General features: G+C 68.5%; 11 protein-coding genes and 1 pseudogene. 3 read left to right on the forward strand and 9 right to left on the reverse strand.

Annotated elements, in window-relative coordinates; all coding sequences use genetic code 11:
• The first annotated feature begins 157 nt into the window (after nucleotides 1-157).
• The 3 genes from ACQEVC_RS05870 (at nucleotide 158) to ACQEVC_RS05880 (ending at nucleotide 6,015) form a co-directional block, all read left to right on the forward strand.
• Nucleotides 158-4,552 (forward strand): S8 family serine peptidase, encoded by a 4,395-nt coding sequence (locus ACQEVC_RS05870; protein WP_432874017.1) that lies wholly within the window; start codon nucleotides 158-160, stop codon nucleotides 4,550-4,552.
• 178 nt (nucleotides 4,553-4,730) lie between these two features.
• Complete coding sequence (locus ACQEVC_RS05875; RefSeq protein WP_432874019.1) at nucleotides 4,731-5,501, forward strand: hypothetical protein; 771 nt, start codon at nucleotides 4,731-4,733, stop codon at nucleotides 5,499-5,501.
• Between the two features lie 46 nt (nucleotides 5,502-5,547).
• The gene (locus ACQEVC_RS05880; RefSeq protein WP_432874020.1) at nucleotides 5,548-6,015 is read left to right on the forward strand and encodes a DUF1348 family protein; all 468 of its coding nucleotides are present in this window, start codon (nucleotides 5,548-5,550) and stop codon (nucleotides 6,013-6,015) included.
• Between the two features lie 17 nt (nucleotides 6,016-6,032).
• Here the strand turns inward: ACQEVC_RS05880 and ACQEVC_RS05885 are convergent, their stop codons facing one another.
• From ACQEVC_RS05885 to ACQEVC_RS05925, 9 genes and pseudogenes are all read right to left on the reverse strand, one after another.
• Nucleotides 6,033-6,533, reverse strand: coding sequence for a hypothetical protein (locus tag ACQEVC_RS05885; protein ID WP_432892088.1), 501 nt, complete (start codon nucleotides 6,531-6,533; stop codon nucleotides 6,033-6,035).
• A gap of 183 nt (nucleotides 6,534-6,716) precedes the next feature.
• Nucleotides 6,717-6,788, reverse strand: a pseudogene (locus ACQEVC_RS05890) (DUF2510 domain-containing protein); the annotation flags it as partial.
• 81 nt (nucleotides 6,789-6,869) lie between these two features.
• Nucleotides 6,870-7,328 (reverse strand): hypothetical protein, encoded by a 459-nt coding sequence (locus ACQEVC_RS05895; protein WP_432874022.1) that lies wholly within the window; start codon nucleotides 7,326-7,328, stop codon nucleotides 6,870-6,872.
• 203 nt (nucleotides 7,329-7,531) lie between these two features.
• Entirely contained in the window at nucleotides 7,532-9,103 is a 1,572-nt protein-coding gene (locus ACQEVC_RS05900) for a type I restriction-modification system subunit M (protein ID WP_432874024.1), read from the reverse strand.
• Entirely contained in the window at nucleotides 9,100-10,602 is a 1,503-nt protein-coding gene (locus ACQEVC_RS05905) for a restriction endonuclease subunit S (protein WP_432874025.1), read from the reverse strand. The genes ACQEVC_RS05900 and ACQEVC_RS05905 overlap by 4 nt, the downstream gene beginning before the upstream one ends.
• Nucleotides 10,599-14,090: a DEAD/DEAH box helicase family protein gene (locus tag ACQEVC_RS05910; protein WP_432874027.1), complete on the reverse strand. Its 3,492-nt coding sequence runs from the start codon at nucleotides 14,088-14,090 to the stop codon at nucleotides 10,599-10,601. Before ACQEVC_RS05910 ends, ACQEVC_RS05905 begins: the two co-directional genes overlap by 4 nt.
• A gap of 256 nt (nucleotides 14,091-14,346) precedes the next feature.
• On the reverse strand, nucleotides 14,347-14,778 hold the full coding sequence (locus ACQEVC_RS05915) for a hypothetical protein (protein ID WP_432874028.1): 432 nt from the start codon (nucleotides 14,776-14,778) through the stop codon (nucleotides 14,347-14,349).
• Nucleotides 14,762-15,412, reverse strand: a complete 651-nt coding sequence (locus ACQEVC_RS05920) for a hypothetical protein (RefSeq protein WP_432874030.1) — start codon at nucleotides 15,410-15,412, stop codon at nucleotides 14,762-14,764. The genes ACQEVC_RS05915 and ACQEVC_RS05920 overlap by 17 nt, the downstream gene beginning before the upstream one ends.
• Before the next feature lie 406 nt (nucleotides 15,413-15,818).
• Nucleotides 15,819-16,058, reverse strand: coding sequence for a winged helix-turn-helix domain-containing protein (locus tag ACQEVC_RS05925; protein WP_432874032.1), 240 nt, complete (start codon nucleotides 16,056-16,058; stop codon nucleotides 15,819-15,821).
• Nucleotides 16,059-16,114: the final 56 nt, after the last annotated feature.

Genomic DNA, 16,114 nt, shown 5'->3' on the forward strand with positions numbered 1-16,114 from the left:
CACCCCGGGGAGCAAGAGCATTACTCCAGGCCGATGTGGGGGGCGCTGTCCGTAAGCAAACGTCGGACCCACGCGCGCGCGGCAGCACCGGGCAGCCCGGAGCTGGGGGAACTGGCTCCCGGGATGGCTCGGGACGCCGAACAGTGGGGGAGGAACCATGCCGCATCGTTCCGGACGGAGCTGGGCCCGAAGGCCGAGACGCTGGCGCCTGGTGGCCGCCGCGGCCGCCGTGCTGCTCGGCGTCACCGCACAGCCCGCGGTCGCCACGGCGGCCGGTCCCGAGGCGGAGGTGAACCGGGAACTGCTCGCCGAACTCGCCGCCGAAGGCAGCACCACGTTCACCGTCTACCTGCGAGAGCGCGCCGAGCTGAGCGGAGCGGCGAAGCTGGCCGACTCCGACCGGGCCACCGCGGTCTACCGGACGCTCACCGCCACCGCGGAGCGCAGCCAGCGCGACCTCCGCGCCGAACTGGACAAGCGCGGCGCGACGTACCGGTCGTACTGGATCGCCAACGTGTTGCGGGTGGAGGGCGACCGCGCCCTGCTCGACGCGATCGCGGCCCGGGACGACGTGCAGAGCATCGAACCGAGTCGTACCTACGAACTGATCAAGCCCGAGCCGTTCCGCGCCACCACCGGCACCGGTACCAACGCGGTCGAGTGGAACATCGACAACATCGAGGCACCCCGGGTCTGGTCCGAGTTCGACACCCGGGGCGAGGACGTGGTCGTCGCCAACATCGACAGCGGGGTGCAGTTCGACCACCCGGCGCTGCGGAACTCCTACCGGGGCAACACCGGTGGTGGCTTCGACCACAACTACAACTGGTTCGACCCGGCCGGGGTCTGCGCCAGCCCGGCGCCGTGCGACAACAACGGCCACGGTACGCACACCATGGGCACGATGGTCGGCGACGACGGTGCCGGCAACCAGATCGGGGTGGCGCCCGGGGCCCGGTGGATCGCCGCCAAGGGCTGCGAGACCAACGACTGCACCGACGCCTCCCTGCTCGCCGCCGGCCAGTGGGTGCTCGCCCCGACCGACCTGAACGGGCAGAACGCCCGGCCCGACCTGGCCCCGGACATCGTCAACAACTCCTGGGGCGGCGGGCGCAACGACGAGTGGTACAAGCAGACCGTGGTCTCCTGGCGGGCCGCCGGCATCTTCCCCAGCTTCTCCGCCGGCAACGACGGGCCGGGCTGCAACACCACCGAGAACCCCGGCGACTACCCCCTGACCTACGCGGCCGGGTCCTACGACAGCAACAACAACGTCTCCAGCTTCTCCGGCCGGGGCGTGTCCAGCATCGACGGATCGGTCAAGCCGAACATCGCCGCGCCGGGCAGCAACGTCCGGTCCAGCCTGCCCAGCAACGGCTACGGGACGGGCAGCGGCACCTCGATGGCGGCACCGCACGTCTCCGCCACCGTCGCGCTGGTCTGGTCGGCCGCGCCCGGGTTGAAGGGCAACATCCCGGCCACCGAACGGCTGCTCGACGACACCGCCACCGACGTCAACGCGCTCACCTGCGGCGGCACCCTCGACGACAACAACACCTTCGGCGAGGGCCGGCTCAACGCGTACCAGGCGGTCGAGGCGGCGCCGCGCGGCGATTCCGGCCGGGTCACCGGCACCGTCACCAACGCCAGCACCGGGGAGCCGGTCGCGGGCGCCGAGGTGCGTACCGGCGAGTTCAACACGGTCACCGACGCGGACGGCCGGTACGCGCTGGTCCTGCCGGTCGGCACCCACGAACTGACCGCCAGCGGGTACGGCTTCAACCCCGGCTCCGCCACCGTGACCGTGGCCCGGGGCGGCGCGGTCACCCAGAACTTCGCCCTCGGCACGGCCCGGATGGTCACCGTCGCCGGCAAGGTCACCGACGGCTCCGGGCACGACTGGCCGCTGTACGCGAAGATCCAGGTCTCCGGCCGACCCGGCGGCCCGGTCTACACCAACCCGGTGACCGGCGCCTACTCGTTCACCGTTCCCGGCAGCGCCACCTACCGGCTCGACACCACGGTCGTCTACCCCGGCTACCGGCCGGTCAGCACCGAGGTGGCGGTCGGCACCGGCTCGAAGACCGTCGACATCAGCGCCACCGTGCTGCCGGCCTGCACCGCCGCCGGCTACGCGGCCGGGGCAAGCGACCCGCTGCTGACGGAGAGCTTCGACGGCAGCTCGGCCCCGGCCGGCTGGTCGGTGGTGAACCGGACCGACAAGGGCGGCTGGGCGTTCGACGACCCGGCTGGCCGGACCAACCTGACCGGCGGCACCGGCAACTTCGCGATCATCGACAGTGACAACCTGGGCAGCGGCAACACCCAGGACACCGACCTGGTCACCCCGGCGCTGGACTTCTCGGCGACGGACGCGCCACTGCTGCGCTTCAACAGCGACTGGCGGGCGGTCGGGGTCAGCGACACCGCCGACGTCGACGTCTCCACCGACGGTGGTACGACCTGGACCAACGTCTGGCACCAGACGGTCAGCCGGCGTGGCCCACGGGTCGAGGAGGTACCGCTGGACCCGGCGGCCGGCGCGGCCAACACCCGGGTGCGGTTCCGGTTCAACGGCACCTTCGCCTGGTGGTGGCAGGTGGACAACGTCCAGCTCGTCAACCGGACCTGCACCCCGAAGCCGGGCGGCCTGGTCGCCGGCTTCACCACCGACGCCAACACCGGTGCGCCGTTGAACGGTGTCACGGTGGTCAGCGACAACCAGCCGGCCGACAAGGGCGTGTCGGCGGCGACGCCGGACGACCCGAACATCCCGGACGGCTTCTACTGGCTCTACTCCGGGCTGACCGGGGCGCAGCCGTTCACCGCCAGCCTGTCGCCGTACCGGGGATTCACCAAGCAGGTGACGGTGCCGGCGGACGCCACCCGGCGGGCCGACTTCGCGCTCAAGGCGGCCCGGCTGACGGTCAGCTCGAACGCCCTGGAACTGCACCAGCCGTACGGCACCACCCGGAACGTCACCCTGACGGTGACGAACACCGGCAACGCGCCGGCCACGGTGCAGGCGATGGAGCGGGCGGCCCAGTTCAGCCAGCTCTCGGCGAAGGGCGCCGAGTTGGTGGAACACAAGATGAAGGGGCTGAGCCAGAGCCGCACCGGGACCGCGTACGGGCCCGGCACCGGTACCGCCGCCGCCGCGCCGCTGGTCGACGAGGCGTGGACCCGGGTGGCGAACCTCCCGGCGTCGGTCTACGACAACTCGGCGGTGACCCTGGACGGCAAGGTCTACTCGATCGGCGGCGGTGCCGACACCGGCAACGAACGCAAGACCTGGGTCTACGACCCGGCGACCAACGTCTGGACCGCGCTGCCGGACATGCCGACCGCGCGCTCGAAGCCGGCGGTCGCCGCGCTGAACGGCCGGATCTACGCGATCGGCGGCTGGGGTGCCGGTTCGGCCCCGGTGGCCACGGTCGACATGTTCAACCCGGCGACCGGGACCTGGAGCACCCTGCCCGGGGTGACCAACCCGGCGCCCCGGGCAGCGGCCGCGTTCGCGACCAGTGGCGGCAAGCTCTACGTCATCGGTGGCTGCGGCGACAACGAGTGCTCCGTCGACACCCCGGACGTGACGGTCTTCGACCCGCTCGCCGGCACGTTCGAGACCGTGGCCGAATATCCGCAGGGTTCCTCCTGGATGTCCTGCGGCGGCATCGGCGGCAAGGTCTACTGCGCCGGTGGCGTCGGCGCGGTGGAGTACAAGAACGGCTACGTCTACGACCCGGCCACCGACGCCTGGGACTCGCTGCCGGACATGCCGCTCGACCTCTGGGGCTCGCAGTACGCGGCGGCCGGCGGCATGCTGGTGCTGGCCGGTGGCGCCACCGCGGCCTCGACCACGCTGACCAACCGGACGATCGGGTACGACCCGGTGGGCGGTGCCTGGGTGAACCTGCCGAACGCGCAGTTCGCCCGCTACCGGGGCGCCGGTGTCTGCGGCGCGTACAAGGTGGGTGGTTCGCCGAGTTCCTTCGTCGGGTCGGCCGAGACCGAGCGGCTCGGCGGGCTGGAAGCCTGCCTGGAGGCGGGCGAGGCGTCCTGGCTGAGCACCACGCCGGCCAGCTTCACCCTGGCCGCCGGGGCGTCCCGGAACGTCACGGTCACTCTGACCGCCACCGCGGCGGCCGGGGTCGCCCAGCCCGGCACCTACACCGCCGAACTCGGCCTGGTGGCGGACAGCCCGTATCCGGTACCGGTGGTCGGGGTGGAGATGAACGTCTCCCCGCCGGGCACCTGGGGCAAGATCCAGGGTACGGTCGTCGGCCGGACCTGCGGCGGCGCCGAGGTGTCGCTGGCGGCGACGGTCCGGGTCAACCTGGTCGGCGATCCGTCCACCGGATACACGCTCTCCACAGTGGACAAGGGGGCGTACTCGTGGTGGCTGCCGAGGGGCCGGTACGACGTCATCGCCGCCAAGGACGGCTGGGTGCCGCAGGTGAAGCGGCAGCAGATCCAGGCCAGCCTGGTCAGCACGCTCGACTTCACCCTGGAACCGGTGAACCCGTGTCCGGCCCGGCTGGGCGGGATCTGACCGGCGGCAGCCGGGTACTGACCCGGCTGTGACTGCCGAGCGGCGGTGCCCGCCGTCCCCGTTAGGGGGCGGCGGGCACCGCCCTTGCCGTCGGGCGCCGGTCCGGTACCGGGTCCGGCCGGTCCGCTGCGTCGGGCACGTTGACAGCGGCGCGGTACCCGTTGGTAGCCTGCCGGGCGTGATCGACGAGGCCGGATCCGCACCGCCGCAGCACGTGCTCTGCGTGCTCGGCGCGGGATTGGACCTCGACGTCGTGGCCCGGCTCGCGGCCGAGATCGGTGGCCCGGACTGCACCCTCGACACCGAATACTCCCGGCCGGAGCCCGACCGGCGGATGGTCGCCTCGTTCCGGTCCTCGCTGACCAGCCCGAGTTTCACCGACGCCGACCGGCGGGCGGTCAGGGAGCACGACACGGTGGCGTACCTGCTGTCGCCGCCGGCCACCCGGCAGACCGCGCTGGAGGTGTCGCGGCAGATGCTGGCGTTGACCGCCGCGCTGCTCCGGGCCGGCGCCACGGCGGTACGCAACGAGAGCAGCGGCCTGGCGCACGGCCGGGACCGCTGGCTCGACCTGGCCGACCGGGCCGCCGCCGCGACCGACGACCCGACCCTGGCGGTGGTGCTGCACCGGGCCTGGGTCAAGCGGCCGATCACCGACGGCGTGGCGGTCTACAGCTGCGGGATGCACCTGCTCGGCGCTCCGGACGTCGAACTGCGCGCCGGGCAGCCGGCCGGGGCTGCCGAGATCGACGCGCAGGTACGCCTGCTCGACGCCCTGGCCCGCTATCTGCTGACCGAGCCCCGGGCGCAGCAGATCCGCGACGGCGAGACCTTCGCGCTCGCCGCCGATGCCCCGCACTGGATGCTCGGCAGCCGGGACTGCGCCCGTTACGACCCGGACGACCTCTACCGCAACCCGTACGGCTACTGGTGCCTGACGCCCGGATAGCCGGGAGAAGCACGGGTAACCGACATTCCTACTTAGGATGGGGATCATGGCGACACGTCCTCCGGTGCCCCCGTTCAGCACCGAGACCGCGATCCAGAAGGTGCGGCTGGCCGAGGATGCCTGGAACGGCCGGGATCCGGAGAAGGTGGCGCTGGCCTACACCCCGGACTCCCGCTGGCGCAACCGGGCCGAGTTCACCCAGGGGCGGGACGAGATCGTCGCGTTCCTGCGCCGCAAGTGGGCCAAGGAGCTGGAGTACCGCCTGATCAAGGAGCTCTGGGCGACCGAGGGCAACCGGATCGCCGTGCGGTTCGCGTACGAGTGCCACGACGACTCCGGTAACTGGTTCCGGTCGTACGGCAACGAGAACTGGGAGTTCGACGAGAACGGGCTGATGCGGGTCCGGCTGGCCAGCATCAACGACCTACCGATCGCCGAGTCGGAACGGAAGTACCACTGGCCGCTCGGACGCCGCCCCGACGACCACCCCGGGCTGAGCGACCTCGGCCTCTGAGCGTGAGCGCCGCCCGGCTAGCGTGCCGGGGGCGGCGTTTTGGGCTTCGTCCCGAAACCGGGGCAGGCGACGAAGAGCGCGAAGATGCCGCCGAAGACCGCCAGCCCCGCACCTGCGGGATGTACGCCCTCGATGTCGGCGAACGGTGAGCCGAAGTGGACGGCGATCATCGACGCGAAGAGCAGCAACTGCAGGAGGCCACCCCAGGGGGCGTGCCTGCCGGGCCGGCTCACCGCGATCGTCACGGCGGTGGCGACGAGCGCCACGAGTGCGTGCACCAGCCCCAGTCCCTGCGCGTACGCGCGCTGCCATCCGCTGGCCTCCAGGTCGGCCGCGTCGATCCAGCCCGCGAAGTCGAGGTAGTGGACTGTTGTCACCGGCATTCCGGGGCGGAGGATGTGACCCCATGGCAGCACGAAGAAGCCGGTCAACAGCAGGCCGAGGGCGACGGCGAGCAGCAGGATGCGCCAGGCCAGCCAGAACAGCCACCGTCCCTGGTCGGCCGGGGGCACCGCCACGGACAGCGGCGCCGGAGCCGCACCCGGCAAAGCCGGCGGCGCACCTGGCGTTGCCGGCGGCGCACCTGGCGTTGCCGGCGGCGCACCGGACACTGCCGGCGGCGAGCCTGCTGCGGAGGTGGTCTCGGCCACCGCCGGCAGCGGGTCGACGACCGGTCGCTGCCATCCGTCGAGCGCCTGTGGCGTCCACTGTGTACCGTCAAACCACCGCAACGGGTGTCGGCCGGACGGATCGGGATACCACCCCGGGCGCATACCGTCCTCCCCCCAAGGTCGCCGACCAGGCGAGCCTAGTACGGCGGCCGGGGTGCGATCCTCGGCCCGTACTCCGGCCGGCTACGGCTCGTCGGATTCGGGCCGCTCGGGAGCGCCCTTCTCGAAGTAGAACGACATGTCCTCGAAGCGTGAACCGAGATAGAAGCAGAGGCCGAGTATCGCCGCCGCCAGCAGGACCGTGCCCGGCCCGCCGGTCGAGATGTCCAACCCGAAGAGGCCGGCGAACCGCGGAAGCACGGCGAGCAGCAGCATGTTGACCAGCACACCGGTCAACAGCCAGCGCACCTTGACCCAGGCCCCGGTCCGCCCCGAGGTCCAACCGGAGTAGCCGGTGACGGTGCCCAGCCAGTCCAACCCGGCGTTGACCAGATAGCCAGCGAGGAGCGGCGTCGCCCAACCCCAGAAGCCGTCGTCGAAATCCAGTCCGCCCAGCGCGAGGCCGAGCACCGCGAGGGCGGACGTCGGGAGGATCGCGACCGGGCTGATCGTCAGGCTCACTCGCCAGCTGGTCCCTGCCATGTGCGTCCTTCCCACCCGTCCGGAGTGGAGCAGTCGACGCCGGAACTGGCGGCGATCGCGGCAGGTCGATTCTCGCAGGGTCGTGCCGGTCGCGGCCACCGCCAGCGGGAACCAGCCGGCCACCGGCCGGCACCGCTGGAGGTCGAATGGACGTCACGAACACGTTATTGACGGGGTCCGGAACGCACATCGAGGCTGAAGGGTTAGCGCCTGCGGTCACCACCCCTTGCCGCCTCCGCGTCACGTTGCTCCGGCTGGGGCGGCTCACTCGGCGTGGGCCCGTCGGTGGTCGTCGTCGTACGCGACGACAGCGCCTCCGCGATGGCGGTGAACTCGCGCAGCGCGGCCTCCAGGTCCTCCACGATCTCCTGGGCGATCACCTCGGGCGGCAACAATGCGTCGGCGTCCTCCAGCGAGGCATCCTTCAGCCAGGTGATGTCGAGGTTGACCTTGTCCCGGGCGAGCAGCTCGTCGTACCCGAAGGCGCGGAACCTCTCGGTCTCGACCCGCTCGGCGCGGTCCTTGCCCGGCAGGTAACAGTCGACGAAGTCCTGGAGGTGATCGCGGCGCAGCGGGTTCTGTTTGAGGGTGAAGTGCTGGTTGGTGCGGAAGTCGTAGACCCAGAGTTTCGTCGTCCACGGCTCCTCGCGGGCGCGCTTGCGCTCGAAGAAGAGCACGTTGGCCTTGACCCCGCCGGCATAGAAGATCCCGGTGGGGAGGCGGAGCAGGGTGTGCAGGTCGTACTGCTTGAGCAGCCGGCGCCGGATCACCTCGCCCGCGCCGCCCTCGAAGAGCACGTTGTCCGGCAGCACGACGGCGGCCCGCCCGTCGATCTCCAGCAGCGAGGCGATGTGCTGCACGAAGTTGAGCTGCTTGTTGGCGGTGGTGGCCCAGAAGTCGTTCCGCTCGATCTCCCGCTCCTCGCGAGTCGCCCGGCCGTCCTCGCCGACCATCCGGATCGACGAACTGCGCCCGAACGGTGGGTTGGCGAGCACCAGGCTGGCCCGGCGGTCCGGCTCCCGGCCCAGCGCGTCCCGCACGTCGATCAGCGACGGGCCGTTGGGGGTGCCGATGCCGTGCAGCAGCATGTTCATCGCGGCCAGCCGGGCGGTGCCGTCGACCAGCTCGATGCCGCTGATCGCACCCTGGGCGAGCCGACGCCGCTGGTCGGGCGTGAGCGCGGCGCCGTGGTGGCGCTGGATGTGCTCGTAGGCGGCGAGCAGGAAGCCGCCGGTGCCACAGGCCGGATCGATGATCGTGTCGTCCGGGGTCGGCAGCATGCAATCGACCATCGCGGCGGTCAGGGCACGCGGCGTGAAGTATTGCCCGGCGCCGGACTTGGTGTCCTCGGCACCTTTGGCAAGCAGCTCCTCGTAGGCGTCACCCTTGACGTCTACGCCCGCCTGCGACCACTTCTCCTTGTCGATCAGATCGACGATCAGCCGCTTGAGCTTCGCCGGGTCCTGGATCTTGTTCTGCGCCTTGCGGAAGATGGTGCCGAGGGTGCCGGGCTCGTGCGCCAGCCCGGTCAGAATCCTCCGGTACTGCGTCTCCAGTTCCTCGCCGTCGGCGTCCAGCAGGGTCTGCCAGCTCAGCTCGTCGGGGACGATCTGCTCCGGCTTGATCGTGCGCTCTGCCCGCTCAGCGGCCATCTTGAGGAACAGCAGGAAGGTCAACTGCTCGACATAGTCGATTGTGGAGACACCATCGTCGCGCAGCACGTCGCAGTAGTTCCAGAGCTTCTGCACCAGCCGGCGCGAATCCACATTGGTCACAGCGGCAGCTCTCCCTGCTGGTAGTCGCGGCCGATCACCCTGGTCGGGGGTGCCGGCTTGTCTTTCTGAGTACGCCGTCCGCGCCCCGCCCGCTGCTTAGGCGGTACGGCGGCCCGCTCGGCCCTGATCCGCGCCAACAACTCGGACGCAGGCTCGTCGTTCGGATCCTGCGGTACTAGTCGTCCAGAGAACGCCCGGGCAAAGATAGTCGCCCTCAGAGTTGCCGATCTCAAAACGATCCCACGCGTCGCGTCACGTAGGCGCCACATGCCGTCAAGGCCAGCTTCTAGGGAATCTACAATCCGATCCTGCACTTCCCGAGGTGGGAGAATAATCGGACACCTGCGAGCATCCTCAAGGTTCAGCGTCTTCCTTGCGACCTCATTGGCAGCTCCATCCAGAATCTTCCGAATCAATGAAGTAGAGAGGACATTCACGACCCAGCGCGGATTGACTATGTATTCATCCAGGGGAAAGACTCCAAGCGCGCGCGCAACGTTGGCGCCCGCCAGCGTGGAAGGCACAACAGCACTCCGACCGATTGTTCCCACAAGAGAAAGCAGCACTTCACCGCCCGACAGTAGCGTCCTTGGATATTTGCTCGCTATCACGGGGTCGATCTTCTTGAGACTGTCAACTCTGACGCCGCCTCGCGCCAGGTCTCCTATCCTAACGAACGGAGTGCCGTCTTCCACGTGCTCCCCGGGCACAAGGACACCATAAGCCGGTTTCTTATCCGACCGGACGAGTTGTTCAAGGGTCGCGACTCGCCATCTCTTCGGCAAGGCATACGAGTCTGGCAGCCGTAAGCGCACGTAAGATCCGAGCTGACGGGAGTCAGCAACGCTTGCGATTGAGCCCGATTCCACCTCTTCGCTCGGCGCCCCCGCTATGGACTCATCAATGTACCGCTGGGCTAACGCTTCACATCTCGTTCCCACGGCCTCGACGGTCTTGGTCGCTGCATCAACACGGACAAGAAGCGTCTCAAGAGCAGCCACGATGCGGCGCTGCTCGGCGAGCGGAGGCAGCGGCAGCCGGACAGAGCTTAACTTGCTGGTGCTCAATGTATAGAGCCCACTGGTCGAGCCCGCGATCCGGCGCAGGTGCCGATAAACCATGGGGGAGTTCCAAGCGAATTGCAGATAGGCAGGCAAGATCGCACCCGAGGGACGGACGCGTATGAGATGGTTCTGATGAACGCAATTCTCAATGCTTCCGTCCCATACCGCCGCACGGCCGATTTGATCAGGACTGCCATTACCCTCTACAACAAGAAGATCACCTTTACGCAACCGATAACGATCTATCTCACCATCAAACAACTCGATTTCGTGCACATCCGCCAGGTTCAACTGTCCGCGAAGGACGTTGGCAACCCGTAAAAACGGGTATGTGTTCGCCACCGGACGCCGCTTGGCCTGCTTCTGGATCCCGCCCCGTATCTCCGCAACCTCATCAAGGGACACCCACATCCAGCCGTGCGGTAGGCCGCTCACGCGGAAAGCTCCTGGTTTAGTTCGGTGATCAAGGGGGCGGCGCGGGGGCCGAAGGCGTTGACGAAGCCGTCGACGCCGCCGCGTTCGGTGAAGGGGGCGCCGTCCAGGTCTTCGGGGGTGAGTTCCACGCTGACCGCTATCACGTCCTTGATCCTCTCCAGCCACCACACCTGGTCGGCTGTGAACGTAGCCCCACCCTGCTTCTGCTGAAGCAGCCACCCTCGGAAGCGCTCCTCGACCAGCGAGCGGTACGGCTTCAACTCCTGGTCGATCCCCAATTCATACCTGACCAGCGAGATCAGGTCGGTGACGCCCCGGTGCCCCGGCGTATCCGCCGTACGCCCCAGCAGCACGTACGCCTGCCAGAGCGAGTCCGGGGTCCATGCCTGTGGCGGCCGGGCGATTCGGGCCGCTAGCTCCTTGAGCTGGTCGAAGCCGACCCGCCCTTTCCCCTCGTAGAAGAGCTGCAACGCGGTGATCTCGTCCCGGTGCTGCTCGATGTAGTCGTGCCAGCTCCGCACCGTGACCTGTGCCCGCTCCTCAAGCGGGACACCACGCGCCTCCAGCAGCGTGTCGACGTTGCCCTCGTCGATGACGATGTCGTGCGCCCGCCGGATCTCCATAATCCGATTCCGCAGTTCCGGCTTGGCCGCCAGCGGACGCAACGCGGTCTCCATCAGGCCTCGTACCGCCTCCGGTCCGGCCTCGCGGGCGGCGTTCAACTGCTCCGGCGCCACCGCGTCGACCAGACCGCGCACGATCTCGGTCATCGGCTGGCCGGCCAGCTCGTCCAGTTCCCGCTTCTCGTCCTCCGTGAGCTGTTGGTTGAGCCGCGACAGCCGGGACGCCAGCGTCGCCACCTCGTCCGGGGTGGCACTGAGCCGACCCGCCTTGCCGAGCAGTTGGCTCAGCGAGACCTGCCGCTCGGAGTGCCGCTCCAGCGGTACGGCCTCGTCCAGGTCCAGCTCCGTCACGCCGACCGCGTCCACGAGAACGAACCGGTCCTTCACCTCGGCATCCTCGGTGACCGCCTGGAACTCGGCCGGGTCGATGGTCCGAGCGCCGCGACCCTTCATCTGCTCGAAGTACGTGGCGCTGCGCACCGGGCGGAGGAAGAAGACACACTCCAGCGGGCGTACGTCCGTCCCGGTGGCGATCATGTCGACGGTGACCGCGATCCGCAGTTCCGGACTGTTCCGGAACGCCTGGATCAGATCGTCGGGGTCGTTGCCGTCCCGCCGGGAGGCGTACGTGATCTTCTGCGCGAAGTCGTTGCCCTTGGCGAAGACCTCCCGCACCATCTTGACGATCTCCTCGGCGTGGTTGTCGTCCCGCGCGAAGATCAGCGTCTTCGGCACCTTCGACCGGCCGGGGAAGATCTCGGTGAACAGCCGGTCCCGGAAGGTCTCCAGGACCAGCCGGAGCTGTCCCCGGGAGATGACCGACCGCCCGACCTGGCCGCCCTCGTACGCGAAGTCGTCCTCCAGCTCCTGGTAGCGCTCGGCCCGGGTCCGCCGGTCCCGCAGCGGCACCACCGTGCCGGCTTCGATCCGCTCACCGGACTCGGTGATGTGGGTCTTGATCCGGTACACGTCGAAATTGACGTTGACGCCGTCGGCGACCGCCTGCTCGTAGGTGTATTCCGAGACGATGTTCTGCTGGAAGAAGCCCATGGTCTGCTTCACCGGGGTCGCGGTCAGCCCGACCATGAAGGCGTCGAAGTATTCGAGCACCGCCCGCCACTTGCCGTAGATCGAGCGGTGGCACTCGTCCACCACGATCAGGTCGAACGTCTCCGGCGGAATCTCCGGGTTGTAGCCCACCTCGGCCGGCTCGTCCAGGTCGTAGTCGTCGTACGCCTGGTCGTCCAGGTCGACGTCGGGCAGCTCGCGGCCGCGCAGTGCACCGTAGAGGCGCTGGATGGTGGAGATGACGACCTTGGACGAACCGAGCATCCCCGCCCCGGAGAGCCGGTCAACGTTGTACAGCTCGGTGAACTTCCGCCCGTCTCCCGGCGTCTGGTAGGCCGCATACTCCCGAAGCGTCTGCTTGCCGAGGTTGTTGCGGTCGACCAGAAATAGGATCCGGTTGGCCCGCGCGTGCTTGAACAGCCGGTAGCTGCCGGTCACCGCCGTGAAGGTCTTGCCGGCCCCGGTCGCCATCTGGATCAGCGAACGCAACCGGTCCTCCGCCAGCGACCGTTCCAGTCCCCGGATCGCGTCGCCCTGCGCCGGCCGCAGGCCGCCGTCGTCGAGCGCCGGCATCCGCCGCAGCCGCGCCCGCAGCGTCGGCGCCGCCGGGTCGTCGTCGGCCTCCCGCATCCACCGCGCCAGCGTCTCGGGCCGGTGAAAACCAAAAACCTCCCGGGTACGCGGGGACGGGTCCAATCCGTTCACGAACGCCGTCTCGGTACCGGTGGCAAGGTAGCCGAACGGCAACGGCTCGTCCCGCTGCCACGCCCGCATCCGCTGCTCGGCGGTCAGTCCGCCCCGGTAGCGGTCGAGCTGCGCCTCCGCTGCCCGGGGTGCGGTGCCCTCCCGTTTCGCCTCGATGACGCCGACGAGCTGCTGGTCGACGTAGAGCAGATAGTCGGCCCGGCCGGTGGCGAGGGTGACCTCGCGGACGGCCACGCCCTGCCCGGCAAAGAGGTTGAGCTGGTTCTCGTGCTGGACGACCCAGCCAGCCGCCGTCAACTGGCGATCGATTTCCTCCCGCGTCTGCAACTCGTTGAGCGGTTCCCGGGACGCACGCCGGGCCCGGGAGATGAACTCCTCCCGCTTGGCCGCCGAGACCTTGACCGGCTTGACGCTGTCGAACTCCCGCTGGGCATGCTCGGCCTGCGCCTCAAGGGTCGCCACCAGGTCGACAGTGGTCTCCCGGCGCGCGTCCGCCTCCCGTACCGCCCGGTCCGCCGCCGCGACCGCGTCCGTCTTGGCGACCGCCAGTGACTTCTTACCCGCCAGCAGAAGCTTGGTCTGCGCCAGTTCATCCTGGTAGCGGCGAAGCTCGGCGTGCAGCCCATCCACCACCGACTGCGGGACCTGCTGCGGCGGCGGGCTCGGCGGCACAAACCCGATCGGCGTACGGTCCCCGGTCAGCGCCCGGTGGAACCACACGCCAAGCTCGAAGCTGGTCCGCAGCAGTTCCAGGGCGCTGCGCAGCTCGTCCAGGTGGTCGTGCACCGCCTTGTTGCCGACATCCCGGAGCCGGTTGAAGGCCGCGAAGATGTGCGGCACCAACGCACCGCTGGCGTTGAGCGCCTGCACCTGGTGATAGAAGCTGCCGCTCACCGGCTGCGCCCCGGTACGCCGCACCAGGTCCCGGGCCATCACGTCGCCGAAGGCGCGGGTCTTGAACATCGCTGCCTGGGCGTCCACATAGATCAGTGTCTCGGCGCTGGCGCCGTACCAGAGCAGCAGTGGGTGCGCCTGAAGGAAGCCGAAGTTGGTGGACTGCTCCGCCAGTTTGCGTATGTACCGAGGATCCATGAGTCCCACTCGCTCCGTAGCCGTCGGCGAACAGGTCAGGATAGTGGCCATCGACCGGAGGCAAAGACCCTCGAACGGCCCACACCTAAGCCACGCCAGGCCAACCGCTCGTTACATGCTCATGAATATGACGCGCTCACACCATTGTTGATCAAGCAGCCCCATCACTCCGACCCGATTCCCATCCCATGCCGTGCTGTCGAGAAGCCGACACCGGACGCAGAGGCGGGGCAGCTCGACAGCCTCTCGGGACCGGTCAGAGTCGGCTGGCGACCTCTTCGGACTTCCGGAGCAACGTGTCGAGGTCGTCGTCGGTGACCTCCGGAGCGCCGAGCACGTGCACGACGACCATCCCCTGAATCGCCCCGGCCATCTCCGGCTCGACATCCGAGTCGAGATCAGGGTCGAGCGCCGCCCGGACCAGCGTTTCCGCCGCGTTCGCGTCGATCACGGCTGCGGCCTCGGCGGGCGCGGCGGCCCGCATCTCGGCAACGAAGCGGATGACCTCCTCCTGCGTTGCCCCGCTCCCGAATCGTCGTTCGACGGCGTAGTAGAAGACGATGCCGAGCAGGGTCGGAAAGTCGTCCCATCCCTCGTCGTCGAGCTTCGCCTCCAGCCGGTCGTTCTCTGCGTACTGGCCGCGCACCATCGTTCGGATGTATTCGACCATCTCAGGTTTGATCACCACGAGCCTTCCTCCCACGTCGTTGCTTCATCTTCGCCCAGGCCCGCCTGATGCCGACGGCGGCAGCGCCGACGCTGATGATGACAGCCGTAGCGGGGTGCTCCACCTGAGGTCGGTCAATCGGCGGAGGTTGTGGTGCCGAGGTCTCGGTGCCGGTGGAACCAGGCTTTCCTTTGTAGATGCTAAACAGTTTCTTGACTCCGTCGGTCGCCACGGTCTCGGCGTTCTGTAGGTTCCCCTCAGTCTGATCGGCCTTCTTCACATGCCTACGAATGAAGCGGTCGACGTTGCCACCCTTGTCTTCCGCCTCCCGCACGAGGTGCTCCCCCGACGGCGGGCCTTCGCTCGCCCTGTGCCGCGACGGGGCCGAGCCAGGCGCGATGACCTGCATGTAGGCCGCCAGATGTCCCGCAGCCTCGCTGAGCAGTCGTGCGACCTTGCCCGCCTTCTCATCTGCCGTGCGACTTTCGGAGACGGCTTGGCGGATGGCAGGATGCGCCGTGCCCCTGCCTGCCTCGGTAAACTGGGCGTTCGCTTCGCGCGTCTCCGCCTGCACGCGGCTTGCCATCACGGCGGAGCCGTCCAGGCGCTCGGTTATCACGCGGAGCTGGGCAACGACACCACCGATGTCACTCATCCCAGCGCCATCAAATATTCGTCAGCAGCCTCAGCGCTCGCCTGGAGGCGACGAGCAGTTATATCGATCTCGCGCTGCGCCTCTCGGAGGCACGTCAAGGCTCTCTCGACTTCCGGGTGGCGACTGTCGTGCACGGTCTGTCGGGCGAGTCCGCTGACCTCACTCACCTCGACATCGAGACCGCCGATGGTCCGCCGTGCTTCGACAGTCCGTCGGACAGCCTCGCGGACCATGGCCTTTACATCCCCGACGCTCATCGTGCTCCGATCATGACGGTCGCACCCCGAACGAGTTCACATCTGCGTAGTCGCGCAAACACTATCGGAGTTCCGATCGATCGGCAGTCCCGGCGTCGACGCACAGGCAGGCAACTCGACGGTGCGCGTGCGAGTCAGGGCTTCCGCAGTCAGGGCTTCCGCAGCCAGGTCTTCGGATCGGTCACGAAGACGCCCTTGCCCTGATACCGGTCGATGACTTCCAACGCTTCGAGACGCACGAACACGAGCCGGATGGTCGACGGGCTGACCTTGTACTGATCACACAGCTTGGCGATCGACGGCAGCTTGTCTCCAGCCTTCATCTTGCCGGCTCTGATGTCGGCCATGATTGCGTTCGAGATTCGGAAGTAGTCCGGCAGGGCAGGCATAGCACTCCTCGCGTGGCACCTCCGATTTGATCACGGTCTACCGCACGGAACAAGCC

Source organism: Plantactinospora sp. CA-294935, from assembly GCF_050936445.1.
Taxonomy (GTDB): Bacteria; Actinomycetota; Actinomycetes; order Mycobacteriales; family Micromonosporaceae; genus Plantactinospora.

Bases quoted from the DNA above. Each gene is read 5' to 3' on its own strand.
- ACQEVC_RS05870 (WP_432874017.1), top strand. From the start codon at position 158: ATGCCGCATCGTTCCGGACGGAGCTGGGCCCGAAGGCCGAGACGCTGG.
- ACQEVC_RS05880 (WP_432874020.1), top strand. From the start codon at position 5,548: ATGGCGACACGTCCTCCGGTGCCCCCGTTCAGCACCGAGACCGCGATC.
- ACQEVC_RS05895 (WP_432874022.1), bottom strand. From the start codon at position 7,328: ATGGCAGGGACCAGCTGGCGAGTGAGCCTGACGATCAGCCCGGTCGCG.
- ACQEVC_RS05910 (WP_432874027.1), bottom strand. From the start codon at position 14,090: ATGGATCCTCGGTACATACGCAAACTGGCGGAGCAGTCCACCAACTTC.
- ACQEVC_RS05920 (WP_432874030.1), bottom strand. From the start codon at position 15,412: ATGAGTGACATCGGTGGTGTCGTTGCCCAGCTCCGCGTGATAACCGAG.
- ACQEVC_RS05925 (WP_432874032.1), bottom strand. From the start codon at position 16,058: ATGCCTGCCCTGCCGGACTACTTCCGAATCTCGAACGCAATCATGGCC.